General features: G+C 51.5%; 9 protein-coding genes. 2 read left to right on the plus strand and 7 right to left on the minus strand.

All coding sequences use genetic code 11. The features are described 5' to 3' along the window. The 3 genes from DZK30_RS18385 to DZK30_RS18395 form a co-directional block, all read right to left on the minus strand. Window positions 1–195, minus strand: a 195-nt coding sequence (locus tag DZK30_RS18385; RefSeq protein WP_162903222.1) for a hypothetical protein, incomplete at its 3' end; no start/stop codon positions are given. A 473-nt stretch (window positions 196–668) separates the two neighbouring features. Beyond that, window positions 669–971: a hypothetical protein gene (locus tag DZK30_RS18390; RefSeq protein WP_162903223.1), complete on the minus strand. Its 303-nt coding sequence runs from the start codon at window positions 969–971 to the stop codon at window positions 669–671. Between the two features lie 291 nt (window positions 972–1,262). Continuing rightward, window positions 1,263–1,910, minus strand: coding sequence for a response regulator transcription factor (locus DZK30_RS18395; protein ID WP_118975650.1), 648 nt, complete (start codon window positions 1,908–1,910; stop codon window positions 1,263–1,265). A gap of 131 nt (window positions 1,911–2,041) precedes the next feature. Between DZK30_RS18395 and DZK30_RS18400 the strand changes: the two genes are divergently transcribed. Next, window positions 2,042–2,647, plus strand: coding sequence for an alpha-ketoglutarate-dependent dioxygenase AlkB family protein (locus DZK30_RS18400; RefSeq protein WP_118975651.1), 606 nt, complete (start codon window positions 2,042–2,044; stop codon window positions 2,645–2,647). A 58-nt stretch (window positions 2,648–2,705) separates the two neighbouring features. Continuing rightward, window positions 2,706–3,215, plus strand: coding sequence for a cupin (locus DZK30_RS18405; protein ID WP_118975987.1), 510 nt, complete (start codon window positions 2,706–2,708; stop codon window positions 3,213–3,215). Here the strand turns inward: DZK30_RS18405 and DZK30_RS18410 are convergent. The 4 genes from DZK30_RS18410 to DZK30_RS18425 all read right to left on the minus strand — a co-directional run bounded on the left by DZK30_RS18410 (window position 3,187) and on the right by DZK30_RS18425 (window position 12,664). After that, on the minus strand, window positions 3,187–4,371 hold the full coding sequence (locus DZK30_RS18410) for a TIGR03364 family FAD-dependent oxidoreductase (RefSeq protein ID WP_118975652.1): 1,185 nt from the start codon (window positions 4,369–4,371) through the stop codon (window positions 3,187–3,189). The genes DZK30_RS18405 and DZK30_RS18410 overlap by 29 nt on opposite strands. 143 nt (window positions 4,372–4,514) lie before the next feature. After that, window positions 4,515–8,132, minus strand: a complete 3,618-nt coding sequence (locus tag DZK30_RS18415; RefSeq protein WP_162903224.1) for a LamG-like jellyroll fold domain-containing protein — start codon at window positions 8,130–8,132, stop codon at window positions 4,515–4,517. 289 nt (window positions 8,133–8,421) lie between these two features. Then, window positions 8,422–9,711 carry an alkaline phosphatase family protein gene (locus tag DZK30_RS18420; protein ID WP_162903225.1) on the minus strand — a complete coding sequence of 430 codons (1,290 nt, stop codon included), beginning with the start codon at window positions 9,709–9,711 and terminating at the stop codon, window positions 8,422–8,424. 37 nt (window positions 9,712–9,748) lie between these two features. Continuing rightward, window positions 9,749–12,664 carry a TonB-dependent receptor gene (locus DZK30_RS18425; protein ID WP_118975655.1) on the minus strand — a complete coding sequence of 972 codons (2,916 nt, stop codon included), beginning with the start codon at window positions 12,662–12,664 and terminating at the stop codon, window positions 9,749–9,751. Between the last annotated feature and the right edge of the window lie 118 nt (window positions 12,665–12,782).

Genomic DNA, 12,782 nt, shown 5'->3' on the forward strand with positions numbered 1-12,782 from the left:
GATATCGACGCTGCCGTCAAACAGGTTGGGGCTATAGAGGCTTGAAGCGCCATTGCCGCCGCCGCTGCGCGTGGCTTCCGTCTGCGCTTTGTTGCTGGCGGGCGTACCGTCAAGGTCCTGGCCCCACAGGGCCGCCGGTAGTAACAGCAGGGCCGGCAATAAGGCTGGCAGCTGCCGTAAGCAGTTGGGTATCATAGTTTGAAAAAAGGGTTTTAACTTGGCCGTAGCAACAGCCTACCCTTCCGCGCCGCAAAAATGATACCATTTTTGCAATTTTTTAAGAAAATGCTGCATTATTTTTTAAATAAGTAAAAATTATTACTCGTTGTTGAAAAACAGAAAAATGATGGTTCGACTGTGCTCATCATGACGATAGCAGTAAGGCCCTACGACAAAAAAAAGCAGCGACACTGCGCCGCGGCGGGAAAGAAATACAGCTACAGAATCATATTTCTTAGTGTCGTTGTATCTTTGCGGGCAAGATTTTTGTTCATACCAAGGCACTAAGCATTGATAAAAAACACAGGAACCCGGATCGCCCTTTCAGGGTTCGACTGCGCTCACCATGACAGTAGCCGCCACACTGAACGCTTCGAAACACGACAAAAAAATCCCGCGGCGACAGGACGCACCGCGGGAAAAGAAATGCCTGCTATATAAAAGATAGCCTAGCGCCAACGGCCGGGTATCCACAGATCGCCGCGACGGCTATGACGCCAATGCCCCCGCGCCCATACCAGCCCGGGGCGAGGCGGGGCCGCCCAATAACCACCATGCCAGCGATAAGCCCCGCCATCCACTACCCAGTCTTCTGTTACCCATACATGCCTTGGCGAAGGGGCGACAGGGCGGGCAGTGACAACCACCTGCGGACGGGGCGGCCGGATACGTACATAGATCTGCGCCTGGCTATCCATTGCCGGCAACAAAAATATAGCTGCTGCAATAATCCCTTTCTGTATCGTTTTCATATGCTGTGTTTTTAAACCACTCTGTTGATCAGAGACGACAAATGGTCCGGGGTTAAAATGGCACTCTGCCAATTAACAAAGCTTTTTAGCCGGCTGCTTTTCCCGGCAAAGATCATGATCACCAGATGAGCAACTGGTATTTTTATAACCTCTTGTCAGAAATATACCAGTAACACTCATCAGCTAAGGTGCGACATACTGCTTCTTAGCGACATACGATCTCCTCCTGGCAACGATATATTGCCATTCTGTTCATAGGAGAAGTGGGGAAAAAAGCGGATAAGATACCATTTACTCCAGGGAGCCCGCATGGTTGCGGAAAACGGCGATGAGCTCAGGCAGACTGGCCACCTGCACTTTTTCATAGATACGCTTCTTATAGGTGCTTACCGTGGCGATATGCAGCTTAAGGGCATTGGATATCTCCAGCAGCCCAAGTCCCCTGAGCAATAAACGGGCTACTTCCATCTCCCTTTGTGACAGGAGATCGAGCGGATTATCTGATGTTTGCTTGTGGGCGCCAAGGGCTTTATGCAGCAATTTTTCTTTAACGGCATCACTCATATACCGCCCATCCTGGAGTACGGTAAGCACCGCCTTCCGTATCTGGTCGTTGTCACCATCCTTGTGCAGGTAACCATTCGCGCCTGCCTGCAGGTAACGGGGTGCATACAGGTCTTCGCGATAGGCCGAGAAGATAAGGATCCTGACGTCCGGCTGTATGCTCCGGAGATCGTCGATCACATGAAAGCCGTCGCAGCCCGGCATGTTAATATCGCAGATCACCAGGTCCACAAACCCTTTCTTCAGGGCTGCTGTCAGTGTATCGTAATCATAGGCCTGGGAAAGCGTCGCTGCCGGTATCATTTCCCGGAGCAGCAGGGAAACACCGTGCCGCACCACCGCATGATCATCTGCTATAAGCAAGTTAAGGGGCATTGTGGCAAAGGTTAGGCAATTTTTCAAATATTGCTAACAGGCCCCTTGTAGCTTTTTTATTACAGCCCTACACTCCCGGGGTAACAGTACCACCTGATTTAGCGGTAATTTGCAGGCCTTTTCTTATTGTTATGAGCCAGCTTCACTTTTTTGAGGAACAGGAAGGCTTGTCTTTTCCCGGACAGCTGATCGACTATTATCCCCGCTTCCTGGAAGAAGACCGGGCAGCTGCCTTGCTCGGGGAGCTCCAAAGGGATACGCCATGGCAGCAGCAGGTTGTAAAAATGTATGGCAAGACCATACCATCGCCCCGGCTCACAGCCTGGTACGGCGACCCCGGCAGCCACTATACGTTTTCAGGTACCCGCTTTACGCCCCTGCCCTGGACAGCCACGCTGGCAAAGCTCCGGCAGATGATAGGGGCCTCTACCGGGCTACCTTTCAATAGTGTACTTCTCAATTACTACCGAGATGGTAATGATTCAGTGGCTTGGCACAGCGACAATGAGCGGGAGCTGGGCGACAAGCCCCATATCGCCTCAGTGAGCCTGGGACAAGAACGGCGCTTCGACTTTCGCAGCAGGCAGGATCACCACAACAAGCACTCCCTGCTGCTGGGCAATGGCTCGTTGCTGCTCATGAAAGGGGACCTCCAGCAACACTGGGAACACCGCATCGCCAAATCGGCCCGCCCCATGGCGGCCCGTATCAATTTAACATTCAGAATGATCCATTAGGGGCCGGTATTTGTTAGGTAGGTAGCTGCACTTTATGTACGGCAATTACCGGATATCCATGCATTTCCAGAGCTTGTATTTTACCGATGATGGTGTGATCCCCAACAGCAGGCTGCCGCTCCTGCTCTACAAGCATGCGCTAGGGGAATCCGGCGACCAAGCCGCGGCCATGGAGGCGCTCTTTGCCCGCAACGGGTGGACCAATTCCTGGCGCAACGGCATCTATCCTTTTCACCACTATCACAGCAATACCCACGAGGTGCTGGGCATTTATAAGGGATTTGCCCTGCTGCAGTTTGGCGGGGCAAGGGGGCGAAAGCTGATGGTGCAGCAGGGTGATATATTGGTAATACCCGCCGGTGTAGGCCACCGGCGGCTGGAAGATGAAGGCCTCGGCGTAGTAGGCGCATATCCCGGGGGCGTCGAACCCGATCTGCTCAGGGGCGCTCCCGGCGAACGGCCCGGGGCCGACCAGCGCATTGCCACTGTAGCCCTGCCGGAAAAGGATCCCTATCTCGGCGCAGCGGCAGGCTTACTGCTTATATGGCAGGCGCCGCCTGTGCAATAATGCCCATGCTGCTTAAGTGTGCCGCAGCGTAACCGGCTGATGTGGTCATGCCTTTACCCCCGATGCCGGTAGCGATATGAATACGATCGCCGATGCTGTGCTCAAAAATATCGAGCTCGTTGTGCTGGCAATAAAAACCGCACCAGTATTGTGCCATACGCCAATCGGGCAGGGCCACGATCTTTTGCGCCTCGGCGATCATCAGCTCGTTAATATGCATTTCATTGTAAAAAATACTCAGGTCGTCCTGGTCCAGTACCGGGGCGTATTCATGCGAGTCGCCGATAATAATGCTGCCGTCGATCCGTTGCTTGAACAGAAGATGAATACCCCATTGCTTCAGCTCGGGCGCTACATCAAGGGGATCCAGCGCCTCGTAGGCATCGCAGGACTGAAAGCTTTCATAGCGGCGGATGCTGAGGCCGGTGAGGATATTGCCGGGCAGCTTTACCTCCGGCTGCGGATAGGTGGCCATCATATTAAGCTTGGACACCACCAGGCCGCTGGCAGCAAATAGCGCCGGGAACAGCAACTTCACATCCCTGCCGTTGCAGACCAAAGCATGTTCCCCGGTATAGACTGTTCCGCCGGCAACGGTAATGCAGGCTTTATCCTGCAGGGTCTGTATATCGATCACCGGCGTATGGTAGCAAAACTGTACCTGTGCGCCATATTTATAACGCAGGTACTCGTGCAACCGGTGGATCATGCGCTCGGGCTCGACCGACACTTCCTGCGGGAAGAAGAGTCCGCCCGCGGCATAGCTTTGCTTTACCGCAGGGTACTTGTCCAGCACCTGTGCCGGCGTGAGCAGGTTGCTTTCATAATCATCGGCAGCAAAACGCTGCTGCATCTCTTCCAACACGGCCATTTCCCCGGCATCGGAGGCAATATAACAAGTACCATTGTTGCGGATGCTGATATCATATTCGGCCTGGATCTGCCGGTAGATCGCTGTGGCTTCACGGCCATACCGGTTCCACTCGCCCACCGGGAGCCCCGAAGTGACCACCTGCCCGAAATTCCGTACGGTAGCTTCCTGCGGCCGCTTATCCTTTTCCAGTATCAATACTTTTTTTCCCGCAGCCAACGCATGGTAAGCATGAAAAGTACCTAAAACGCCGGAGCCGGCAATAATAAGATCGAAATGTGTCATAAAATAAAGCCTGATTCTTTTGCAAAGAAACAAAACTTTTGTTTAATATTAATAAACATTAGTTTACTTAATTGTTAACAGCCTATAGCATCAAAAAAAAGGGAGGCAGAAGCCCCCCTTATATTTACAAAACGAAAACATAACTAGTGCTGTACCACGATGCGGCCGGTAACCCTTGTACCCTTATCTGTAAAGATCTCGAGGAAGTAGATGCCATTCGTCAGCTGGCGAACGGAGAGGCTCAGCTCTTCTTTACCCTGACCATCGGCAAGCATAGCCTGCTGACCGGTGCTGCTGAACAAAGACACTGTGGCCAGGTGCTCGCCTGTCACGGCAATGCGGAAGCTTTCCTGCGCAGGATTGGGGAATACCTTCAGGTTGTTGTTGCTGCTACGACCGCTGATCCCTGTGCCCTGTTGCGTGGTAAAGTGTAGTGGTCCTACCCAGGTGCTACTGCCCAAGGCTACCGAACAGCTGTCCTGTACATAGACATCATAGGCGGTATTGGGCTGCAGTGCGCTCAGCGTATAAGTTGTGGCCGCAACATTGGCCACCAGGGTACCGTTGCCGATGCTGAAGCCCGCTGTTCCATATTGCAGGTTGTGCTGTGCAGCGCCACCTGTGATCCAGGAGATACCGGCTGTATTGGCGGTAATATTCTGTGCCGACAAATTATAGGGCACATCGCAGGCCAGTGTGGTAAACGTAAAGGGCCCTACCCATCCGCTGTTCGGCTTATTTGAATTGCAATTGGCCCGGATGTAGAAATCATAACCGCTATTGGCGGTGATGCCGTCAAGATTAAATCGCTTCTCTCCAACATTGGAAATGATGCCGATAGCCGGATCGCCAAAGCCCTGCAGTCCCCAGCTTACCGTATAGTCCTGCGTCACCATGCCATTATCTTCCCATTTCAGAATGATGCGGGCGCTCGTAATGCTGTCGCCGGTCACCTGGTAAGGCTTGGGGCAGGGGTCTGCAGTGGTAAAGGCATAAGGCCCTGACCATGCGCTGCCACTAGTTGCCGAGCAGGAATCCTGCATATAGAATTCATAGTCATGATCGGGATCCAGACCGGCTATTTGTGCCGTATCATTGGTTACAGAAAGTATAGTACCTGATCCCGGCTGAAAGCCCGGTTCTCCATACTGTAATACGTGGGTGGCCGCAGTACTGTTGCTCCAGGTAACACCCGCATGGGCAGTATCGGTATAGAATACGGATACACCGGCAGGGGGATTACAACCCGATGGGACAAAATCGGCCAGGAGATACTGACGGGTGCCCAGGGCCTGCTTCTTCCGCAGCTGATTGCTGCTGGTGTTATTGGTCGCCGGTGTTTGTACCCATTGGTTCGTGCTGTTGTCTTTGCGATTGTACAGGTGCACATTGGCATTATTGGCCGCAGCGGCCGGATAGCTATTGTAATCGTAGGTAACGCGATAATCGGCGCTATTGTAATCACCGGCGGCAAACACGCCGAAATAACGGTTGGTACCACCAATGTTCTGTACACCGGCGGTATAATTGGGTACGCTGTTTACCCGGTAAGCATGCATGCCCTTTACATTGCCGGCAACACTGTCGGCAGTAAGCACTCCTTGTCCGTTGCTACCCAACGACAGCTGTACGCCAGTCCAATCCGAGGCATAGACATATACACTGGTATCGCCTATGGCAGCGCCGGATACGCGCCAACGCGCGGGCGTTATGCCATTAAGGGTAGCGTTCCCGGCCCTGTCGCCGGCCGCCTGACCATTGCCTTCGTCAAGACGGTAATAGTTGACCAGGTTGGGTTCGTTGCCCTGCAGCTTCTGGCACATAAAGGCCTTCAGCTCTTCTTCAGTACGGGCTACTTTCCATACACGTACCTCATCCAGCACACCCTGAAAGTATTCTGAAATATCTCCCGACCAGCCGAGACGCAACTTGCTATTGGCCATCGCATTGGGCATCACGTAGCGGTTAGGCGCGGCGATACCGTTTACATAAATGGTAATGGTATCCTGCGAACGCACCATGGCGACATGGCTCCATTTGTTCTTTTCGATAAACGTATTCGAATTTTTCCAGCCGCCCCAGTAAAAGCCCACCGAGCCATTACCACCCGAACCAGCTGTGGTCGCGTAAAGCGCCGGCACAAAGTTGCCGTTGGTCATGATACAGGTAGAGCCGGTGATCTTTTCAGGATTGATCCAGGCTTCCCAGGTAAAATCGTTGGTATCGATACTATGATTCACATTGGCGGCGGTCACAATGCTTTCGCTACCGTTGAAGTAAAGACCGGTACCGGCTCCCATAGACAGGTCCGGCGCGGTAGTAAAGCTGAAGGGCCCGGCCCAGGCGCTGCTGCCGATGCCGCCGCAGGTATCCTGCACATAAAAGCGATAAGCCGTATTACCGGTAAGCCCCGCAAGATCGTAGCTGGCAGCAGATAAGTTGTGCACCAGGGTTCCTGCTGCAGGCGCAAAGCTGCCGGTACCCCAGGAAAGGTTCCAGGCATTGGATCCGCCACTGGTCCAGCTTAGCGAAGCTGCCGTTGTGGTAACATTCTGCGCGTTCAATGCTGTGGGCATATTGCAGGTAGCTGCCAATACAAAATTGCCGATAAACAGCTCTTTCCTGCTGCTGTTCCCTGTAAGTTGAAGGGTATGTGTACTCATATTGTTGACCGCGCCCGTAACCGACCAGGCTACATCGGCGGAAAGCCTGTTGTACAGGCTGATCCCGGAAGCGTAGGTAAGGGCAGCCGGGAAATTGCTATAGTCGTATTGTGCATCGTAAGTGCTGCCGGGAGAGGTCATTGCCGTATCGGCGCTGAATACCCCGTAATAAACATTGTTGCCGCCTGCGCTGGGAATACCGGCAACCGTATTGGGCGCGGCATCGACGCGATAAAGATGCATGCCCTGCGATACGTCGCTGATATTGTTCAGCAGCATATTACCGTTGGCGGGTGAATGCAGCGACAGGGATTGTCCTGAGTAAGTAGTTGCATAAACCGATACGGAAGTATCGCCTACTGGCGCACCTGAGACCGTCCAGGAAGGTGCGGCTGCGGGCAAAGTGAAGGAAGGTGTACCGCTCACCTCGCTGGTTAAGGTATTGCCGCTACCCTCATCCATGCGGTAATAGAGCTTCAGACCGGCTTCGGTACCGGCCAGCTTTTTACACATATTATCACGAAGCTCGCCTGCAGAACGTGCTACACCCCATATCCTTACCTCGTCTATATTTCCCTGCATATATTCGGAGCCGTCGCCGCTGTATCCCAGCCGGAATATCGCATTGGACATCGAAGCGGTTGCATTGATGGCATAGGTATTGGGCGCCTGCACACCATTGACAAAAAAGCTGAGCGTAGTGCCATTGCGTACAATAGCTACGTGATACCATTTATCGGCAGCCAGCTTCACGCCTGAGTTTTTCCAGGAATTGCCGCCGATACCACTCCAGTAAATGCCCAGCGAGCCGAAGCCCGCCTGTGGTGCGGTGCCTCCCGTTGATACATATAAAGCTGGTGCGTAATTGCCATTGGCCATTATACCTTTACCCGTACCGGAAGTACCATTGGCGGCTACAGAAGGCTTTACCCAGGCTTCCCAGGTAAAGTCACCGGTGCCTATGTTGTGGTTGAAGGCCGCGCTGGTTTGCATCTGATTGTTGTTAAAGCTCAGCGCCGATCCTGCTCCCTGGGCAAAGCTGCTGTTGATTGCTGCAGGGCCCAGCAGCATCAGGGCAATCGATAAAAACTTTTTCATTGTCGGATTGATTTGTAAAAATTGTTTATTGGTTATCTTTTTTTTAGTGATTATCCGGATATAGGAAACAGGATACAATTTGCTTCTATATAACGGTTGCTGAGCTTGTCGAAGCACCATCTTTGTCCTTTCGACAAGCTCAAGGACCGGCTTTGTTTTCCTATATCCGGATACTCAGACTTTTTTAAAGGCACAGCGGCCCCATTCCGCCTGCCGAAGCAGGCAGCAGCTTATTACACTACATGTGCCGGAAAAAATAAAGGGGCTTCCGCTGCCCCTTTATTTATCGTTACTGATGGTGAAGAATTACCGGTTTGGTTGCTATTTTATCATCGGCATAGATGCGTACAAAATACTGGCCGGCCGGCAGTGGCGACAGATCCACATTCATGCGGTATTGGCTTACCATGGCAGATGGGCCTGCCTGCAGCACCAGCTTTCCGGTAACGTCGTAAACCTGGCAGCTCACTTCTTTATTGCCTTTACCACCGTCAAACCAAAGCGATGTCCAGCCACTTGAGGGATTGGGATATACTTTTATATCCATTGAGGGCAGATTTGTCTTACCGATCGCTGTAGGCGGATGCGAAGTATCTACGGGATCGCTGGTTGTCCTGAGCGAATCCAGCCAGGATTTGCCGTCGAGATCCCATTGTTGGCGCTTCTGGGCAAAGCCTGCGCTATCCAAGTCGTCAGACAACAGGTGGTGTATGGCTGTTACGGCGATATCGCTTTGTACCGGTGTTTTGGCCAGCAGTACCGGATTCACAGGATTGGCAGGCATCAGGTAGCTTCCGGGATCCTGGAGCGCTACCAACTGCTTGCGGCTTACATTGTTGCCGCTGCCGATCCACCAGATGTGGCGTTCGTTATCGGAGTTGCCGCCATGGGAAGTGCCTACACCGCCGTGATCGGTACAGATAAGCACCAGCCAGTCTTCATTGGCATAATTGGGACGGGCATGCAAGGCTGCCATTACGCGGCCGATGGCTGAGTCCACTTCGTGTATGGCCGCCATATAGATGGGGTTAGACGGGCTGAAACCACTGCCGTGGCCCATATTGTCCACCTTAGCAAAATAAACGGTGATCGCATCCAGGTTGGCGTTCTGCAGCTGTGTGATCGCTGCATTGGCTACAGCAGTTACATCATTCTCTGTCCTTACGATCTTCTGGTCAAAGCCCTCATTGGTCACCTGGGTGCTCATAGGCGCCCAGTCGACGATTTGAACGGCATACAGGTTGGGCTTCACCTCTTTTGCCCTGTGCGGGTAATAAGGATATTGACCAAAGTTGCTGCCGGCATAGCTATTATCAGTAACACCATTCTTCTGATGCCATACACCGGTGAACATAGCAGACCAGGAGGGACCGGATACGGTATAGCCGAGGTGCCAGGAATCGTAAGTGTAAAATCCGGTTGCGATCAGCTCATCAATATTGGGTGTGCTGGCAGCCTGCAGCGCATCGGAGCGCACACCATCCATACCGATGATCATTACTTTTTTCTTTTGTGAAGCAGAAGCGAACTGTGTGGTCAGGGCAACTACCGCAAGTGTGGCTAAAATCAGCTTTTTCATTGTTATTGATTTAATATGATTTAATTTTTGGTATCGTTTATAAATGAAATTTGATGCCGGCATAAAACCGCTGCCTGTAATACTCCGTCAGCTGCGGCCTGTCGGGCACACCGATGTAAGTACGATAGGGTGTATTCAGTATATTGTTGGCCAGGATATAGCAATCGAAATGATGAGACACAGCAAAAGAGAACTGGTAGTCGAGGGAATATTGCGCCGCCATAAATATGTCATAGTCTGTATTGTCATGCACTACTTCATGTGTGTTGGGATCAGAAAAGAGATTCAGCTCGGTGCTGAACGCACCTGTATAATTGAGCGCCACGCAGGTACTTACCCTACCCTTTTCATAAGAGATCGAAGCATTGGCCGTGAGCGGCGTCTGGTCGGTAAGCGGCTGGCTTTTGCTGCGGCCCGGCACCTGCATGCGGGAATAGGACCAGGAAGCGTTTGCCGAAATTCCAAAACCGTTCCAGAAACCAGGAAGGAAATCCAGCTTACGATCGACCAGCACTTCGACCCCGGACACATAAGAGCTGCGGGCGTTGGCATAGCCCTTCAGGGTGTAGCCTGCTACCGATTGTGATTCGTCGATCTGGTTGGTCTTGAAAATATGATCGGTAACGTGCTTATAGTAGACACCAGCCGAGAACATGCCCTTGGTTCCCCAGAAATGCTGGTAGTTCAGATCGAAGTTTAAAGAATAGGTTGGCTTCAGGTCGGGATTACCGAACACATAGAGGAACTGGTCCCTGACATACAAAGCGTAGCCCGGCTTGGTTTGCTCAAAATTTGGCCGGTGAAAGGTGCGGGATATAGCGAAACGGACATTCGACTTCAGGTCGGGCTGGTACAGTACGTTCAACGAAGGCAGCAAAGCAGTATAGGTGCGGTCAATATGTACCGGCGAGGCATTGACGCCCAGGGGCGCATTCTCATCGGTAACGATAGTATCGGAGGATTGCTGCAGCGAGGTATGCTCCACACGCAAGCCACCGGTAAGGGTGAGGTTGTAGCTAGGCTTCCACTCAGACATCAGGTAGCCTGCGGCAACATTTTCGGTATAAGCATAAGTAGATCCGAGCCATTGGTTGAACAGGTTGTTGTTGATATCCATAGGGAAGGCCACAAGATCGGCGCTATGCTGACCAATGAAATTGTTCATCTCGCTTTTTGTCAGTACCGGCTGAAAGGTACCTTTATAGGGTGACCCCCATTCTCTCAGGTAATTGTTACCGGGATCGAATGCCGTAGTTTGCTGATCGGACAGGTATATTTTGGGCGAGGTGACAGGATTGAGGCGGTATTCGTAAAAGCTGATATTCCTTTCTCCTTCCTTTCTCCTGTACTTGAACCCAGCTTTGAATTTAAGCTGGTTGCTTGTCGTATAGGTAATATCCATTTTTCCCACCACCGGGTCGCGTTCCTTTGTAACATTCATATCGGCAAACACACTGCTGAGGTAATAATCAGAAGCTGTGAGCGGCCCGGAGCCATCTATTTGCTGGTACACAGGCTGGATATTGTTGTAGTGATCGCCTCCGGTGCCGTAAGGGTTATCGATATCCAGCATTTTGTAGCCGTAGGCATTGGGATCTACACTATTGTTAGGATCGTAGGGACCGCCAAAGAAGTTGGTCTTGATCATATCATTGTATTGCAGCAAAGGGCTTACGTACTCAATAGTATAATTACCATTGGGTGCGCCATTGGCGGCCTGCGGTGTCTTCCCAAACTGGAAACGGTTGTAATAAGAAGCAACATGCCCTTCAATCTTCAGTTTCTCGGAAACATTCCAGGAGGCATTCAGGGCGCCGCCATAAAGCTCATGATCGTAAATACCCCTTGAATTTTGCAGGCGGATTCTCGCCCCTGAGCCATCGGACCAGTTGTAGCTGGTCCTGTTGCGGTATTCATCCTCGATCATGCGGCCGCCCAGGATCTTGGCATCCAGCTTGAAATTGTCTGTAAACTGGTAGCGGGCCGCCGCAGTGAGCCCGAAGGTTTGGCGCAGGCCTCTCACGCGATCCAGTTGCAGGCGGGCCAGGCTATGATTGTAATTGGTGCCGTAAGCGACAGAAGGCGCATCTTTTCCATAGTTCTCACCATTATAAGAACCAGATACGGTATAAGAGAACTTATTGTTATGCGAAACATTACCCCATAAAAAGCTACCGCTGTACAGCGGCTTATTGCTTAAGGCATCATACCCGCTGCTGATGTCAAGGTTAAACGTTTTTTCGGCAACGGGCTCCTTAGAAATAAAGTCGATCACGCCCCCGATGTTATCGCCTTCCATATCGGGGGTAACCGTACGATTAATGACTATATAATCGATAAGGCTTGAAGGAAAAACTTCGAAGTTAAACACCCTCGAGGCATCTTTCTCATCGGCAGTAGGCATCCAGTCACCATTCAAAAGGGATGTGGTCCATTCGGCAGGTGTACCACGAAGAGATATCTTGTTATCTCTTACGGTTACTCCAGGCGCCTGCCGTATTACCAGAGCCGTAGCCTTCGCCGGCGATTTACTGATGAGCTCAGACGAAAGGACGGTAAGGGTCTTGTCGGAAATATGAGTCATATTAATAGACTTGGCCTTCCCACCCTGCCGGTAATTGCCAACGATCTTTACCTCATCGATCTGGTGACCGTTTTCTTTCAGCTGTATATCAGCCGTATTGACCGTTTGATCCTGCAACACCATAACAGGATACTCAAGTGCGTTATAACCTATATAAGTTATTTTGAGCACATGCTTACCGGTATCGACGCCCACCAGCTGAAAGATGCCATCGATGTCGGTTGTGGTCCCTTCTTTACCATCAAGACTTACCGATACGCCGGGAAGCACTTCGGCCCCATCTCTGATGATACCTTTGACATTACCTTTTTGCGCCATCAGGGTAACCGAACCTCCGATCATTAAGGCTATTGTAAAACCATATTTCATCGCCTGAAATTTTAATTCCGAGGCAAAAGTAGTTTACAGAAGTTTACAAATGCTGAACGAATGTTTACCAAATTGTTAAGCCTTACTATTTTTAGTTTACAGATGTGAAACATTGCCG

Origin of the sequence: Taibaiella koreensis, assembly GCF_003545715.1 — a bacterium.
Lineage (GTDB): Bacteria > Bacteroidota > Bacteroidia > Chitinophagales > Chitinophagaceae > Taibaiella > Taibaiella koreensis.

Bases quoted from the DNA above. Each gene is read 5' to 3' on its own strand.
- DZK30_RS18425 (WP_118975655.1), bottom strand. From the start codon at position 12,664: ATGAAATATGGTTTTACAATAGCCTTAATGATCGGAGGTTCGGTTACC.
- DZK30_RS18415 (WP_162903224.1), bottom strand. From the start codon at position 8,132: ATGAAAAAGTTTTTATCGATTGCCCTGATGCTGCTGGGCCCTGCAGCA.
- DZK30_RS18395 (WP_118975650.1), bottom strand. From the start codon at position 1,910: ATGCCCCTTAACTTGCTTATAGCAGATGATCATGCGGTGGTGCGGCAC.
- DZK30_RS18400 (WP_118975651.1), top strand. From the start codon at position 2,042: ATGAGCCAGCTTCACTTTTTTGAGGAACAGGAAGGCTTGTCTTTTCCC.
- DZK30_RS18390 (WP_162903223.1), bottom strand. From the start codon at position 971: ATGAAAACGATACAGAAAGGGATTATTGCAGCAGCTATATTTTTGTTG.
- DZK30_RS18405 (WP_118975987.1), top strand. From the start codon at position 2,706: ATGCATTTCCAGAGCTTGTATTTTACCGATGATGGTGTGATCCCCAAC.
- DZK30_RS18410 (WP_118975652.1), bottom strand. From the start codon at position 4,371: ATGACACATTTCGATCTTATTATTGCCGGCTCCGGCGTTTTAGGTACT.
- DZK30_RS18420 (WP_162903225.1), bottom strand. From the start codon at position 9,711: ATGAAAAAGCTGATTTTAGCCACACTTGCGGTAGTTGCCCTGACCACA.